Below are 15635 nucleotides of genomic sequence, written 5' to 3'. Positions count from 1 at the left end.
AAAGAGGTTTTTAAAAATAAAATAAATCTATCTGGAGATAAATTAACAAAATTTGCAAACTAGCTTAGGGTATGTACAGCCTCTGCAATAAGTATTGGTTGTTCTCAGACATTTTCATGCCCCATATTCATTATTCCCAGTTACTGCATTATGGCAATGTTGTATTAATTGTCGCACTGACAACAGTGCTAATGCTGATGCTAGACCCCTGGTTAAGCATGAGTGGAACTCCTTTTTTGCTGTTTTTTAGCGCTGTAATGGTGAGTGGTTGGTATGGTGGTTTGAAGTCAGGGCTGTTAGCAACTTTCTTGTCTGCGTTACTGAGCAATTACTTCTTTCTTTCCCCAGCTTATGAGTTGAGTTTTGACCTACCCAATTTTGTGCGAATTGGGTTGTTTGCATTACAAGGGTTACTCTTTAGTATCTTATGTGAGGCATTAAAGACTGCTAAAAGCCGGGCTGATGGAAATCTACAAAAGCTGAGAGTTAGTGAGGAGCGATTTAGATTAGGGTTAAGTAGTTCAGATATCGTGATCTTTCAGCAGGATCGCAATTTGCGATATCAGTGGATTCATAATCCTCAAGGTTTAGATACTGCTAAGGAAATGTTAGGTAAGTCTGATGATGACTTATTTCCAGCTTTAGTAGCAGAGCAATTGAGAGCAATTAAGCTAAAGGTAATAGAAACTGGTGTTTCAACCCGTGAAGAGGTTTATCTAACAATTTGTGGAGAAGACCGCTATTATGATTTGCTGGTTGAACCGCTAAGGAATGTAGACAATAGCATTCAGGGTATTACCTGTGCAGGTGTAAATATTACAGAGCGCAAGCAGGCTGAAGAAAGACTCCGCTATATCGCCGAAATTAGTAGTTTTCTCTCCACTTCGCTAGATTATGAAGAGACCTTAGAACAAATCGCCAAAATCTCAGTTCCCCAGCTAGCTGATTGGTGTAGCGTTGATATTTTAAATGAAGATAATTCCATTCGCCGCTTACCCATTGCCTATGCAGACCCATCCAAAGCAGAGGTGGCGCGTAAACTTCAGCAGTATGCGCCAGATTACAAAGGTGCAAGTGCAATTACTAAAGTACTGCAAAGCGGGCAAAGCGAATTAATCTCAGAGGTATCTGACCCGCTATTAATGGCAAGTACTCAGAATCAGGAACACTTAGAACTTGTTCGGCAATTGGGGATAAAGTCTGTGATGATTGTGCCGTTAATCGCACAAGGGCGAGTCCTGGGCACTATTAGCTTTGTCACCGCAGAATCAGACCGTCGCTACGATCGCACTGACCTAACTTTAGCAACAGATATTAGTCATCGTGCTGCCTTAGCAGTGGAAAATGCCCGACTTTATCGAGATAGCCACCAGACTTTAGTTCATTATGCCGAATCTCTATCTCTTCTAGATGCGCTCTTAGAAGCTGCTCCCGTTGCCGTATGCTTTTTGGATGAGGAACTGCGATATATCCGAATTAATCAAGTTTTTGCTGACATTAACGGTTTGACCATAGAAGAACATCTAGGGCGCAAATTTGGCGAAGTGTTACCAGCGATGGCGGTTGAGTTTGAGCTACACATACAGCGCGTGTTGGATACTGGAGAACCCCTGCTGAATGTAGAAATCAGTGGTAAGACAAGGGAACAACCAGAACGTTACGGCCACTGGCTGGGCAACTATTACCCGGTCAACAACGCAATGGGCGAAACGGTAGGAATTGGGATTATTTTGGCAGATGTGACCATAGCAAAGCAAACAGAAGTTGCTTTGCGAGAAAGCGAAGAAAGGTTCCGGGCAATGTTCGACCAGGCAGCTGTGGGCATTACTCTGGTAGCGTTAGATGGACGATTTATTCAGGTTAATCCTGCCCTCTGTGAGATTACAGGATACAGCCATGAAGAGTTAATTCAAATGAACTTTCAGGATATTACCCACCCTGACGACTTAGAAGTTGATTGGGAAAATGCTCGGCGAGTTTTAGCAAAAGAAATTAGTGGTTATTCCCTAGAGAAGCGCTACATCCGCAAAGATGGTTCCATTCTTTGGGTAAACCTGACTTCATCAGTAGTTTGGGATGCTAACGGACTTCCAAAGTATGCATTAGGCATTGTTGAAGATATTAGCGAACGCAAACGAGTTGAAACCACACAACAGTTTTTAGTCGAAGCCAGCACCTTACTCGCTGCCTCATTAGATTATGAAATCACCTTAGAAAGTGTGGCTAATTTAGCAGTTCCTACCTTAGCTGACTGGTGTATTGTAGATGTTTTCCAGGAAGATTGGTCAAGTAAACAAATTGCGATCGCAATTGCCGATCCCACAAAACTAAATATTTTAGACGAAATCCGACGGCGTTATCGACCCAAAACCAGAGCTAAACAGCTTTTACAGCAGTTAAAACTAGGAATATCTGCCTTTTACTCCGAATTATCTGACTCTAATCTTATACAGATGGCTCAAGATGAGGAACACCTGCAATTACTGCGAAGTCTGGGTATTCGTTCTTTAATGGTGATTCCAGTTCGTTCCCGTGGGCAATTATTTGGGGCAATATCTTTTTTCACAGCCGAGTCAGGCCGGCATTACAAACAAACAGACCTGGCCTTAGCAGAGGATATTGCTCGTCGGGCGGCGACAGCCATCGACAACGCCAGACTATACCAAGAAACTCAACAGGCAAAACAGGCAGCTGAAAGGTCAGTCAATCGCACGGTACTTTTACAAAAAATAACTGCTGCCCTCTCGGAAGCACTAACTCCCCAACAGGTGGCTGATGTAGTAGTGAACCAAGGGATTGCCGCCTTGCAAGCCACTGCTGGTTCCGTTGTCTTACTTACTGAGGGAGGTACTACCCTAAAAGTTGTGCAAGCAATTGGCTATCCACAATCACTCATAGATGCTTGGGCAAGTTTTCCCATCACTGCGCCTAACCAGATAGCGGAAACAGTCAGAACTAGGCAGCCGATTTTTGTAGAAAATTTAGCAGCCATGATTGCTAGATATCCGAACCTAGAAGATGTTGTGGCTCTCACGGAGAATAATGCCTGGGCTTGCATTCCATTGATAGCAGAAGGCAAAGTAATCGGGGGATTAGGATTAAGCTTTGTCACTGAACAAATATTTAATGAAGAAGACCGGGGATTTATGTTGACACTGGGGCAGCAGTGTGGTCAAGCGATCGCTCGCGCTCAACTTTACGAAGCCGAAAAGACTGCCAGGGCGCAAGCCGAGACAGCCAACCGGATTAAAGATGAATTCCTCGCTGTCCTTTCCCATGAACTTAGAACTCCCCTGAATCCGATTTTAGGATGGGCGAAGTTACTCAGAACCCGCAAGTTTGACGAAGCCACAAGAATCCGGGCATTGGAAACAATTGAGCGTAATGCCAAGTTACAAACTCAACTTATTGGAGATTTACTTGATGTTTCGCGGATTTTACAAGGTAAAGTCAGGTTAAATCTTTATGCAGTGGATTTGAAAGTAGCGATCGCATCTGCTCTAGAAACAGTGCGTTTAGCAGCAGAAGCCAAATCCATTGAAATTAAAACGGTGTTAAGTAATGATATCGGCAAAGTTTTGGGCGATGGCGATCGCTTACAACAAGTGATGTGGAATCTCCTCTCCAATGCCGTTAAATTTACACCCACAGAAGGACGAGTAGAAGTGCGTCTAGAGCAAGTTGGCTTAGATGCTCAAATCCAGGTGATTGATACAGGTAAGGGAATCATGCTGGAATTTTTGCCTTACGTATTTGATTACTTCCGACAAGCAGATGCCAAAACAACCAGGATATTTGGTGGGCTAGGATTGGGACTAGCAATTGTGCGTCATCTAGTAGAACTTCACGGTGGTACAGTTCAGGCAGAGAGTTTGGGAGAAGGACAAGGTGCTACTTTTACAGTCAGACTACCTTTGCTCAAAAATTCTGAGTTACGAGTTGAGAGTGTTGAGGCTTCTCAAGCAGAACTCAGCACTGAAGATACATTACTTGCTGGAGTGCAAATCCTGCTTGTAGACGATCAAGCTGATGTGCGAGAGTTTTTTAGCTTTGCACTAGAACAATATGGCGCAACTGTAACATTAGCTGAATCAGCAACTGAAGCGCTGGAAATACTAGCCCAATCAAAGCCAGATATTTTGTTAAGCGATATTGGAATGCCCTTAATGGATGGCTATATGTTGCTACGCGAGGTGAGAAAATTACCGCCAGAGCAAGGCGGGCAAATTCCTGCGATCGCATTGACTGCTTATGCTGGAGAAATCAACTACAACCAAGCAATGGCAGCAGGATTTCAAAAACACCTACCTAAACCTGTCGATCCAGGGGAATTAGCTTCAGCGATCGTTAATCTTATCGGACAGAATCAATTTTGAAGGAGCCAGGAGGCAGAACTCAAGAGGAAAGAAAGAGTTTTTAAGAAAACTTTCTGTTAAAACCTGATATTATCTCCGCATAATTAGTTACGATTTCCACAGTCATTGCACCCCACCCCCAACCCCTCCCGAAGAGCGGGGAGGGGAGACAAAGCATAGCTTTGGCGGGGTGGGGTTCTTCGAGTTTAATAAGCAATCAAGCGGAGATAATATAATTTTTCCCTCCTGCCTCTTGCCTCCTGCCTGCTGCCCCCTGCCTCCTGCCTCCTGCCCCCTGCCTCCTGCCTGCTGCCCCCTGCCCCCTGCCCCCTGCCCCCTGTCCCCTGCCCCCTGCCCCCTGCCTCTTCACTCAACCAATGGGGCGATTACCAGGATTGACTGCATGAATATATTCACTACCCGATTGCGGTCTTCCTCGTTTATAAGAAGCTTCTTCTGGTTTACCCCATCCTAGCTGCAAAATCATTTCCAAAAAACTAGAATTTTCCCATTTGCACAAACCTGCCCATTCTGTTCTTTGAACAATTCTTTCTACATCGGATGTGACAATTCCTTGGTATTGTTTACTATTATTGAAACTCAAGTATAAATCCATTCCCATAGAGACTTCATACCAAAATTCTACGATAGAATTTTTAGCAGCTTTTAATATCTCTAAGTCACTTGTGAGGGCTATTAACTCGCTATCTACTTCGGGATAATTCAGGTTTTTACCTTTGACTGTTACCTCCCGCCAGATAATACCTGAAACTTGATTTTCCCTCTGATAATTATGAATTGCGGTTTTGAAATCTTGATAGGCAGTGAACTGTTGCAGCCCATCAGTTATAAGAAACTGGTCAATTACAGGATTGCCAGAGACTGGTATTTCTAATTTGAGGCGTTTCCCCTTAAGGCAGGCTTGGCGTTCATCTGCCAAAATTTTAATTAGCTCCTGGGCAGTGTAAACCTTTGACATCAGAATACGCTCTAGTTAGTCATTGGTCATTAGTCATTAGTCATTTTTTACAGACTATAGACTATGAATTAACTTTTTAATCTGTTAAGACAGATATTTAAATATTATGCTTTGGTATCGGCAGAAATATAGTAGCAGATAGCACGAAAAATTAGGGCAGACCAATTTGGTCTACCCCATAGCTTACTTAGCTAACTCACTACTGAACTCATTGAAGGCTCGCCGCTTTAGCTGTGCTGTTTCCGTGCGTGCTGACAAATCAAAGATTTTGCGAAATTGATCATCTATGTCTTCAAAAGGTACTTGACCTTTTTTATTCAAAACTACCTCACCTGATTTATTAAACACCACGACTTGAGGAACACCCCCAGAATAGTAATATCCTGGTTCTGTAGGGTCGTAGGTCTGTTTGAGTGGGATAGCATCTACATTAATAGGCATAATTTCTGCTACCCGACCATAAAATTCCTGTACCCGTGAAATAGAAATGGCATATCTTTTAGAATCGCTGCTGTCATCTAAATAAAAGGCCAAAAATATGGGTTTATGTTCTGCTAAAGCCTGTGCCAGTGTCTGTCTGGGAGGAACCAATGAACCATTGCCAGCATAAACAACAAAAATGTTGCCATCATATAAATCATTATCGAGACCAGCATATGCAGGTTGCATACTTATAATGAAAAGGCTTATAACCAACAACAGGCATTTGGACAACCACTTTTGCCAGCCAGTAATTTGTTTATGTAAAAAAAGAAACTTTGTGCTATTCATCAAAAGGAACCTTGCAAGCTATTACTTGTCGTGAGTTTGTGCTGAATTCGGCAAACTGGGCTGGATATCTAATTACACCCGCGCACTATTTTTTAAGATAACGCCTACTGAGATTATCTCTCGGAAGGGGGGAGTTGGGAGTGGGGACTTGGGAGTGGGGAGATGAGGGAGATGGGGAAGATGGGGGAGTAAATTCTTCCTCATCCCCCTCATCTTCCCTGTCTCCTTTTTCGTAATGTCAAGGCTGGCTTTTTCAGCTAGGATTCGCTAAACTCACGCATATTAAATTTGCGATTAAATATTTTTAATTAGCAATTGCCAGAAGACTAGGATACCGATGTGGGAAACAAAATACAATTCATAGATAGGCTGCGATTGGGTTTCGCGGTGTCAGTGGCAAAAAGTGTGACGTTTATAGTGCGATCGCTCCGTCTGGGTGCTGCTAGTGTATTACCAGGCTCGATTGCTCGTCGCATTGAACCACGACTTTTACAATTACTGAGTCAGCAAGTTAAAAACGGGGTGATTTTAATTGCTGGTACTAACGGCAAAACCACTACAGCGCTGCTGTTATGCACAATACTAGAACGCAAAGGCTACCGCGTAACTCATAATTCTACAGGTGCAAATCTAGAAAACGGCTTGATGACAGCGCTGTTAGAAAGCACCAACTTACTAGGTACGCTAAATACTGATTACGCCATTTTGGAAGTGGATGAAAATATTGTCCCAAGAGTATTAACACCACTCCAGCCACGAATTATTCTCTGTTTAAACTTGTTCCGCGACCAGCTTGATAGGTACGGCGAAGTAGATACAATTAGTAAGCGCTGGACAAAAGTTATTTCTACCCTACCAGCAGAAACAGTGGTAATTCCTAATGCTGATGACCCAACTTTATCTAACCTCGGTCAGCAGTTACCGCAACGGGTGTTATTCTTTGGCCTGAATGAACCAGAGCATTATTTAGAAGCTATTCCTCACGCCGTTGATTCTATATATTGTCCCAAATGTGGACATTCTCTAGATTACAAGGGTGTTTATTTGTCTCATTTGGGAGATTTTACTTGTCCCCAGTGTGGTTTTAGTAAAAGTAAACCGACTCTAGAAAGTAGTGAATGGTCGCAAATTCTAGTTGGTTTGTACAACAAATATAATACTTTAGCTGCTGCTACTGCCGCTATTGAATTGGGAGTTGATGAAGTAACAATCAGAGATACTATTAATACCTTTCAAGCTGCCTTTGGTCGTGCGGAAGATTTAGTGATTAACGGTAAACGCGTGCGAATATTGTTATCAAAAAATCCTGTAGGAACGAACGAAACCATTCGCGTAGTTACTCAAAGCACAGATAAAACCACACTGCTGGTATTGAACGATCGCACGCCCGATGGCACTGATGTATCCTGGATTTGGGACGTAGATACCGAGAAATTAGTCGAACGTGGCGGGACTCTAGTAGTGAGTGGCGATCGGGTCTACGATATGGCACTACGTCTACGTTACAGCCAAAAGTCCCCTGAAAGTAACTTAAATTTAATTGTAGAAGAAGATTTGCGACAAGCGATCGCTACTGCATTAGAGCATACACCAGAGAATGAAACTCTGCACATTCTGCCCACCTACTCAGCCATGTTAGAAGTGCGAGAAGTTCTGACTGGTCGTAAAATTCTTTAAATTTGTCATTTGTCATTTGTGATTCTCCCCCAGTCCCCAGTCCCTAAATTTATGAGTTCTCAAAATTTGGAATTAACAATAGGTTGGCTTTATCCGACGCTGATGAGTACTTATGGCGATCGCGGTAATGTAATTACTATAGAACGTCGCGCCCAGTGGCGGGGATACGATGTTAAAGTTTTACCCCTAGATCAAAATGCTACAGCCGCAGATATTAAAACTGTAGATGTAATCGTTGGTGGTGGCGCACAAGACCGTCAGCAAGAAATTGTCATGCGTGATTTGCAAGGTGCAAAAGCTGACGCGATGCGCGAGAAAATTGAAAATGGAACACCGGGAGTCTTTACTTGTGGTTCCCCCCAATTACTCGGACATTATTATGAACCCGGTTTGGGACAACGGATTGATGGTTTGGGAATACTCGATTTAGTTTCCGTGCATCCTGGTGAAAATACTAAGCGCTGTATTGGTAACTTGGTAATTGAAGTGACAGCTTCACGCCTAGCCCAAGATTTAAAAGAGATGACGGGTAACACACCATATTTGGTAGGCTTTGAAAATCACGGCGGACGTACCAAACTGGGGAAAGTGGAAGCATTGGGGCGCGTGGTGTACGGGTTGGGAAATAATGGTGAAGATGGGACAGAAGGAGCATTTTATCAGAATGCGATCGCTACTTATTCTCACGGCCCTTTATTACCAAAAAATCCCTTTGTCGCCGATTGGTTAATTCAAACAGCGCTGCGACTAAAATATCAGCAGGAAATTACCTTAAAACCTTTTGATGATAGCCTCGCTGCACAAGCAAGAGAAGCGATGTTTAAGCGCTTGAAAGTGAGTTTACCTGCTGCTGCGGCGGCGAAAGTTTAACCTAAGTTCGCTGATTAAGCCTCTCCCCGTGTCGGGGAGAGGTTTGGAGAGGGGTCAAATTTGACATCAAGCAAAAGGGCAAAGCATGACTCAAGCCTTAACCAAACAAGTAACATTTGATGAATTTATCGCCTGGTATCCCGATTCAGACAGGCGTTATGAACTACATGATGGGGTAATTGTTGAAATACCTAAGCCAAGAGGGAAGCACTCAGAGATAGCTGGGTTTATAAATGGTTCTTTGTTTATTGAAATCACGCGGTTGTCTATCCCTTGTTTTATCCCTAAAGAATGCGTCATCAAGTCAGTTAATACTGATTCAGGTTATGAACCAGATGTCATTGTTGTTGATAGACAAGCTCTCAGCAATGTTTAAATTTTTATCTGACTTTCAAGCAAGAAGAAAGTATGACTCAAACCTTACGCAAACTAGTAACATTTGATGAGTTTATCGCTTGTTATCCAGAAAACTCACAACGACGCTATGAACTGCATGACGGAGTAATTATTGAAATGGCTCCTCCCACAGGTGAATATGAACAGATTGTTGGATTTTTAGTTGGGGAAATAGTTACAGAATACAAACGTTTAAAACTACCTTATTTCATCCCCAAAACAGCATTCATTAAACCGAATCAGAGCGAAGCAGCTTACTCACCAGATGTAATGTTGTTGAATAACTCTAATTTAGTAAATGAACCTCTGTGGAAAAAAGAATCTACTGTCAGCGAAGCGGCATCAATTCCTTTAGTAATAGAAGTGGTAAGTACCAACTGGCGAGACGACTATTTTACCAAAGCAGGTAAATACGAGGAGGTTGGAATACCTGAATATTGGATTGTAGACTATCTAGGTTTAGGTGGTAGGCGGTTTATTGGCAATCCTAAACAACCAACTATCTCGATTTACCAATTAATTGAAGGCGAGTATCAAGTTAGGCAATTTCGGGGAAGCGATGCCTGCGGCAACCCCTGCGGGGAACGCATTCAGTCGCTAGCATTCCCAGATTTGGATTTAACTGCTGAACAGATTTTTCGGGTTGGAGAAGTCACATAAACAAGAGCTAAACAAGTAAAAGAACCATCAAAGACACAACCAATTAACGACACTGCCAGAAGCCATCGCCCGCCTGCAACAACTCACTAGCTGGATTTAAGGGGCAACCCCATCGAAAAGCCACCGCTAGAATTTGTTGCACAAGGCATTAAGGCGATTAAAGATTATTTCCGGCAACTAGAAACAGAAGGCACAGATTATCTCTATGAGGCAAAGTTACTAATAGTTGGCGAAGGAGGAGCAGGAAAGACAACACTGGCGAAGAAAATTGAAGACCAAATTATCAACTCCGAGACGAAGACTCTACGAAGGTAATTGAGGTAATCCAGTGGGGTTTCCCAATGCAAAATGGGCGAGAATTTAGAGTCAACATTTGGGACTTTGGGGGGCAAGAGATTTACCATGCTACTCACCAGTTTTTCCTCACTAGGCGTTCCCTCTAAAGGAAGACACTGATTTTTATTACTGGCTGAATGTGGTGGAACTGTTGAGCGATAACAGTCCACTGCTAATCATCAAAAATGAGGAGCAAAACCGCCACAGGGAAATTAATGAACCCCAGTTACGGGGGCAGTTTACCAATTTGAAAGAAACTTTACCAACAAACCTTGCTGATAACAGAGGTTTACCTGAAAGAAGCAGGATCGGAAGGTCTGGAAAAAGCAGTTGATCATCCTGCTGTTAGCATTGTCATAGCCGCCGCCAAGGGCTTCATAGATGGTTGAAAATATGTTGATTTAATCAGACTGAAAAGGAAAATTCACCGCCTAAATACTGGCTTGTTTTACTAAAAACTTGAATGGTAAATTTCTGTTTTCATTCAGAGTCACAAGCGATCGCACCACCACAACATATTACTTTTATTCACTCTTTTTCCTGAAGGAGCGATCGCCAATCTTCAATCGCCTTCTCTGTCCACAGCCAATTTTTAGCTAATTGGTCTACCTGGAAATTGACCGGATCAGACTTGAGAACCATTTGCCGCAGCTTGATCGCTTCATTCAGATATTGTGTCTGCTTACCACTAGATTGAGTAAGTGCAGATCTATATAGTCCCAGAGCTAAACCAGCATAAGAAGTTAAAGCATCTTGAGGGACTGACGTATTTGTAGACGTTGCGGCGCTAAAGTCTGAGTTCTGCTCTTTGAGAGCTAAATTCAAAGCCTTGAACCAAGAGTCATTAGCTCGATTCAGATTGCCTTCAGTGTAGTAGGCAAATCCCAAAGCGTTATTATACAAAAGCGATTCTGGGTTATCTTTTGCAGCAGTTTCCCAGTAACGGCGGGCATCATCAACGCTATAGTTATTGTTTCCACCTTGGATAGACTGCCACGCTAATCGTCCCTTGTAAAAGTTGACAGATGGACTGTCAGCTTGTTTACTTGGAATCAGTTTAAGGGCAGCTTCAGCCGCAGTGAGTGCGCCACGATTGAGTAGTTCGTCTACAGCCAATAACCCACCTCGCAAGTCGCCCTGGTTCAATTTTTCCGTGGCTGTAGCCGTGACAATTCCAGTTTCTGCTATTTCTAAGTCGATATTTTGCTGCTTGATGGGTAGAGACTGGGTAGGAATTCCTGGTATATCAGGCAGAGTTACTTGCTGGGATCGATTTTGCCACCACCAATTTAAAGCGATCGCAGCTGCTAACGCACTGAAACCCACAATACCCACAATTGGCCACAGCTTGCGGCGACGGGTACGAGTTCCAGATGGGGCTGGTTGCGATGCCTGCGGTGGGCTACGCCTACGCAAAAAATCAGCAGAATTTTGCCGATTTCCTTCCAAGTTCCCAGGAGTTGGAGATGGTGGTGCTGGGGGTTCTCCCCACAAATCTCCTCCCTCTTGCAAAGAAGTCATTTCCTCCGAAGCCTGCCTTTGCTCAAGACTATTTTCGGAAATTTCTTGATCCAGTTCAATTGGAGCTTTTTGGTTATCTAGTTGACGAAACAAATCCGAAACTATAGCAGAATCTTCTGCATAGCTTGGGTCATCATACTCAATTTCATCAACAAGATCGCCCCAAGTATCTTCACCTAGCCAATCCAACCCAGAATCACGTGCCAAACCAGAAGGGATCATTTCCTCCATCCCTAAAGGTATATCGGAATCATCTGCCATAGCAGAGTACATCGCCGAAGCTGCCCCTAAAGGCGAGTTATACTGCTTGGACGACTCCGCACTTTCGGATAACTCAGTTTCCTGGCTCAGAAAACCGTCAAATTCTGGCTGGAGATACAAAATCGGTAATGCCCAGTACATCTGGTGAGAACCATAGGCAGAAATTAATCCTTGGCGCACCCGACTGACGCACAAATCTACTGGATATCCCTGACTCAAGTTGCGGTAAAACAATTGTGTGAGCGTCAGTGCCACTTCATCAGGAATCCGTTCTGACATCGCCAAAACGCTTCTAATTCCGCGCTTCACCAGACTTTCTGCCAAGTTTCGTTCGCCAGTATCTCCAGAGGGATCGGACGCAGCTGTGTACGCCCCCAAGCAGGAGTTAAACACTGCCATTTGGATATTATTGTTGACGAGCAAACCAGCCAGATCATCCCCGGTCAATATTTCTGTTAAGCCAGTTCTGCGACTAGCAAGATAAATTTCTCCGCCATTGGAACCTAAGTTACTATGACCAGAATAGTGGAGAACGTGGTATCTGCCTTGTTCTAGGGCTTGTGTCAGTTCTTCCCGCCCTGGTTGGTCTAATACAGTGAGTTCAATTTGTGGGAAACGATTGCTACCTTCAGCAAGCCGTGGTATGCGGTGAAGTTCTGCTTGCAGTTTGATAGCTTCCTGTTTCTGTAAGTCAAGGCGGACTTGATCTGAGGGGGAAGCAATTACCATCAATACTTTCACACCACCTTGTTGTAGTAGTGTGGGCATATTTTGTCGCAAAGGGGAAGCCCCCAAAATTCCACTTTGGAAGCGAGAAAAAGCGACATAAGGCCCAGTAGCCAGAGGGCGATCGCCTGCGTGCATCACTTCCCAAGGCAGACGAGCTAACCTAGTGTCTTTTAGCCCCAAGCGCAAGCGTAGTACTTGTTGATGGTTCTGGGCAATACCTTGAGCAGTAATCCAACTATCTCTGAGAGTACCTTGAAATAGAGCGTTATAAAATTGTTGACCTAAAGCCACTAAATTCACAGAGTTTCTGGCGATATCGCTTTCATGCCCACCAGAAGCGAATGGATCTCCTTGCAACACCGACTTCAACGGATCATTCATCAAATGCCCAGCAGCCATCAACCAATCAGCTACAGGCCAAGTCACTAATTCTTCTGCCAAAGGTACCCCAGGCGCGACTTGTTCCGTCCGCACCAAGTAGTCATTTTGTCCTACAGGAGTTACCGAAATGTGGAATTCCTGGGTCACAGTTTCTCCTGTTTGCCTCCTAAATCTGGTTTGAAACGCGAAAGTTTCAAGTCGATTTTTCGCTCCCTCTGATAGCTTAGATGCATCCCACCCCTGAATGTTTCTGATTCTAGTTCTTTTGCTTATTCTGCCTTTACAACTTTATCCGGATCGGATTACTTGGGACTAGAACACTTAATTGGTAGATGCACCTTGATCTTCAACTCCCCTAGCTGGCTAACACCCACTGGGGGTTTTTTTATTTTGGCAAACAACAGCAACTTATGACGCAGATATTCTCTACCAGAAAATAGTGCTTAACCCTAGAATACTTGATTAGTAGATGATATCTCCCTTGATTTTTAACTCCCCTAATTCAGAGAATATCCACTCTTGTTTTTTTGACACAAGAAAATAATCAATTTTCTCAGAAATTTATCCGGAGCATGGTGGTTAAATCTAGAACAATTAATTGGTAGATGCACCCTGATAACTAGCTCCCCTGGTTGGCTAACGCCCGCTGGGGGGTTTTTTATTACTTAACAAGCACAAAACTTACACACTCAAAGCCTGAAACCTATATCTAAAAGCCTACGCCAGTTGCTTCTTTTGTTCAAAGAGGCTCTTGCTAGCCAGCTTTAAGAGTCCGGGAACCCTTGACGGTTGATTACTCCTTCGCACTACGCTAATGGTAGTTCCTACCTTAGGGGAGCAAAACAAGTTGGGTGTTACTCGCCTAAAGGACAGTAGACGCTTTTACATCGCTAACACTAACAGCAAGTCACTGGCTACCCTGAAAAGGGAAATCTAAAAACCCTCTTTAAGAGGATTGGCAAATCTCTTATGCGTAAGTCCTACAACAATAATCCCTGAAACACCCATTATTTAAGGCAGCGCACCAGTAATTTAATTGGCAATCCTGTCCTGATAACTAACCCCTCTGAGGTTTTTCTGTGATAAACAAACAGTAACAAATTCAATCTCTGTTAATTTATCCGGTAGCTAGCCATTTATTTTAGAAGAGATTATTGGTAGATGCACCCTGATAACTCACTCCCCTAGTTGGCTAAAACCCACTGGGGGTTTTTTTATTTGCAATTCCCATCAACCCTGATTCTGATGATTTTCTCCGGAAGATACTGGCTGCCCCTAGAAAAGATAACTGGTAGATGCACCCTGATAACTCACTCCCCTAGTTAGGTTAACACCAACTGGGGTTTTTTTATTTTAAAAAATAACTGACCTTTGTTCAAATTTATCCGGAGTATGGTGTTTAACCTAAGAACATTTAATTGGTAGATGCACCCTGATAACTAACTCCCCTAGTTGGCTAACACTCACTGGGGGGTTTTTTTGTCTACTAGACACGTAGAACTTGTCTTTACACATCGCCCACCCTAGAATTTGCTACCCACATAACTGGAGTGCAGCATTCTTCTTGTTGCTACTGCTGCTAGACCTTGAGTATCTTTCTATTGCCAGGATACAGCATAACTTGATCACGCCATCCCTGAATTGCTTTCTTTTTATTATGAGCTAGAGATGCCACACCAAAATGATCGCTATGATATTTAATCATATTCTTAATTTTTTTTCTACATTTTAATTATCTTGCCAGCAATCATGCTCTCAAGTTCATATCAGAGCTTACTCGCCAACTAGATAGTATTTCTCGTTAAGAGCCTCAGCCTCCCAAAAAATCGCTTCACTGCTAGAAACAGAGAAGGAGAAAAACCTACTAGATCAAGGTTTCAGACTTAATTTGACACGAATGACCAACTGTATGTTAATATTTCATGGCATTATGCTAAAAAACTTTGCCTAGAATCAAAGAGTCGTCAACCCATGAGTTTAGCTGTAATTAAGTTCTCTTCAGAAGAGTGCGGCATTTGCCACAAAATGTCTTTTTATGACAAAAAGGTGGCAGAAGAACTGGGTTTAGAATTTATCGATGTAAAAATGCAGGATACGGCTGCTTACCGCAAGTATCGCAAGATTTTATTAACTCAATATCCCGATAAATCAGAAATGGGATGGCCTACTTACATCATCTGCAATTCTCCAGAGGGGGAATTTCAAATTGTGGGTGAGGTAAAAGGAGGTCATCCCAAAGGGGAGTTCAGAAGCCGTCTTCAAGAGGTTCTGAATTCCACTGCTAATCAGAACTAATTACGTCAAAAGATTTAACCTCCAGGACAGGGCCAATCATGGCAGTTGTCATGATATCTTCACGCACCTGCCCTTTAACTTTTGCTTTTTGTCCGGCTTTGAGTAAGCCTTTGTCAGCCCCTCTGAGGATTTCGTAAGTAACGCCCTCTTCTGTAACTAACGCCCATGCGCCTGTACCAATATCGCGGCGTTGGATTGTTCCTGTAAGTGTAATGCTCATAAATAGTGCTGAGTGGGGGATGAGGGAGCAGGGGGAGTAGAGGGAGCAGAGGGAACAGGGGAAGCAGGGGAAGAATAACTTTTAATTATTGACCAATGCCCCATGCCCCATGCCCATTTATTACAGCACGACGGAAATCAAGCTACCATTTTAAAACTTGCAAAAGCTTTGATATACAAAACTT

11 protein-coding genes are annotated in these 15635 nt (G+C 43.2%); 7 read left to right on the top strand and 4 right to left on the bottom strand.

Annotation, left to right across the window (positions count from 1 at the left end; all coding sequences use genetic code 11):
* Positions 1 to 116: 116 nt before the first annotated feature.
* Positions 117 to 4376 (top strand): PAS domain S-box protein, encoded by a 4260-nt coding sequence (locus H6G26_RS01840; RefSeq protein WP_190727642.1) that lies wholly within the window; start codon positions 117 to 119, stop codon positions 4374 to 4376.
* Between the two features lie 349 nt (positions 4377 to 4725).
* On the opposite strand, the gene H6G26_RS01835 is transcribed toward H6G26_RS01840, so the two are convergent.
* Both H6G26_RS01835 and H6G26_RS01830 read right to left on the bottom strand, forming a co-directional pair.
* Positions 4726 to 5334: a hypothetical protein gene (locus H6G26_RS01835; RefSeq protein ID WP_190727641.1), complete on the bottom strand. Its 609-nt coding sequence runs from the start codon at positions 5332 to 5334 to the stop codon at positions 4726 to 4728.
* Between the two features lie 183 nt (positions 5335 to 5517).
* A complete protein-coding gene (locus H6G26_RS01830; RefSeq protein WP_190727640.1) occupies positions 5518 to 6105 on the bottom strand; it encodes a thylakoid membrane photosystem I accumulation factor in 588 nt (195 codons plus the stop codon).
* Between the two features lie 339 nt (positions 6106 to 6444).
* On the opposite strand from H6G26_RS01830, the gene H6G26_RS01825 reads away from it, so the two are divergent.
* The 5 genes from H6G26_RS01825 to H6G26_RS44180 all read left to right on the top strand — a co-directional run bounded on the left by H6G26_RS01825 (position 6445) and on the right by H6G26_RS44180 (position 10151).
* Positions 6445 to 7782 (top strand): MurT ligase domain-containing protein, encoded by a 1338-nt coding sequence (locus tag H6G26_RS01825; RefSeq protein ID WP_190727639.1) that lies wholly within the window; start codon positions 6445 to 6447, stop codon positions 7780 to 7782.
* A 51-nt stretch (positions 7783 to 7833) separates the two neighbouring features.
* On the top strand, positions 7834 to 8652 hold the full coding sequence (locus tag H6G26_RS01820) for a type 1 glutamine amidotransferase (RefSeq protein WP_190727638.1): 819 nt from the start codon (positions 7834 to 7836) through the stop codon (positions 8650 to 8652).
* 85 nt (positions 8653 to 8737) lie between these two features.
* A complete protein-coding gene (locus tag H6G26_RS01815) occupies positions 8738 to 9028 on the top strand; it encodes a Uma2 family endonuclease (RefSeq protein WP_190727637.1) in 291 nt (96 codons plus the stop codon).
* A 32-nt stretch (positions 9029 to 9060) separates the two neighbouring features.
* The gene (locus H6G26_RS01810; protein ID WP_190727636.1) at positions 9061 to 9708 is read left to right on the top strand and encodes a Uma2 family endonuclease; all 648 of its coding nucleotides are present in this window, start codon (positions 9061 to 9063) and stop codon (positions 9706 to 9708) included.
* Between the two features lie 341 nt (positions 9709 to 10049).
* The gene (locus H6G26_RS44180; RefSeq protein ID WP_347242416.1) at positions 10050 to 10151 is read left to right on the top strand and encodes a hypothetical protein; all 102 of its coding nucleotides are present in this window, start codon (positions 10050 to 10052) and stop codon (positions 10149 to 10151) included.
* A 421-nt stretch (positions 10152 to 10572) separates the two neighbouring features.
* Here the strand turns inward: H6G26_RS44180 and hetF are convergent, their stop codons facing one another.
* Positions 10573 to 13083 carry a cell division protein HetF gene (gene hetF / locus H6G26_RS01800; protein ID WP_190727635.1) on the bottom strand — a complete coding sequence of 837 codons (2511 nt, stop codon included), beginning with the start codon at positions 13081 to 13083 and terminating at the stop codon, positions 10573 to 10575.
* Positions 13084 to 14907: 1824 nt separating this feature from the next.
* Here hetF and H6G26_RS01795 point away from each other — a divergent pair.
* The gene (locus H6G26_RS01795) at positions 14908 to 15231 is read left to right on the top strand and encodes a thioredoxin family protein (RefSeq protein ID WP_190727634.1); all 324 of its coding nucleotides are present in this window, start codon (positions 14908 to 14910) and stop codon (positions 15229 to 15231) included.
* Here H6G26_RS01795 and H6G26_RS01790 read toward each other — a convergent pair.
* Entirely contained in the window at positions 15218 to 15451 is a 234-nt protein-coding gene (locus H6G26_RS01790) for a hypothetical protein (protein WP_190727633.1), read from the bottom strand. The genes H6G26_RS01795 and H6G26_RS01790 overlap by 14 nt on opposite strands.
* Positions 15452 to 15635 lie beyond the last annotated feature (184 nt).

It is taken from the genome of Nostoc sp. FACHB-888, assembly GCF_014696655.1.
Taxonomy (GTDB): Bacteria; Cyanobacteriota; Cyanobacteriia; order Cyanobacteriales; family Nostocaceae; genus Nostoc.
Note: the sequence above shows the minus strand (reverse complement) of the source record. Positions and strands in the feature narration are given on the sequence as shown.

Excerpts from the sequence above, each read along its gene's own strand:
- H6G26_RS01840 (WP_190727642.1), top strand. The coding sequence starts at position 117 with ATGCCCCATATTCATTATTCCCAGTTACTGCATTATGGCAATGTTGTA.
- H6G26_RS01835 (WP_190727641.1), bottom strand. The coding sequence starts at position 5,334 with ATGTCAAAGGTTTACACTGCCCAGGAGCTAATTAAAATTTTGGCAGAT.
- H6G26_RS01830 (WP_190727640.1), bottom strand. The coding sequence starts at position 6,105 with ATGAATAGCACAAAGTTTCTTTTTTTACATAAACAAATTACTGGCTGG.
- H6G26_RS01820 (WP_190727638.1), top strand. The coding sequence starts at position 7,834 with ATGAGTTCTCAAAATTTGGAATTAACAATAGGTTGGCTTTATCCGACG.
- H6G26_RS01815 (WP_190727637.1), top strand. The coding sequence starts at position 8,738 with ATGACTCAAGCCTTAACCAAACAAGTAACATTTGATGAATTTATCGCC.
- H6G26_RS01810 (WP_190727636.1), top strand. The coding sequence starts at position 9,061 with ATGACTCAAACCTTACGCAAACTAGTAACATTTGATGAGTTTATCGCT.
- H6G26_RS44180 (WP_347242416.1), top strand. The coding sequence starts at position 10,050 with ATGCAAAATGGGCGAGAATTTAGAGTCAACATTTGGGACTTTGGGGGG.
- H6G26_RS01795 (WP_190727634.1), top strand. The coding sequence starts at position 14,908 with ATGAGTTTAGCTGTAATTAAGTTCTCTTCAGAAGAGTGCGGCATTTGC.
- H6G26_RS01790 (WP_190727633.1), bottom strand. The coding sequence starts at position 15,451 with ATGAGCATTACACTTACAGGAACAATCCAACGCCGCGATATTGGTACA.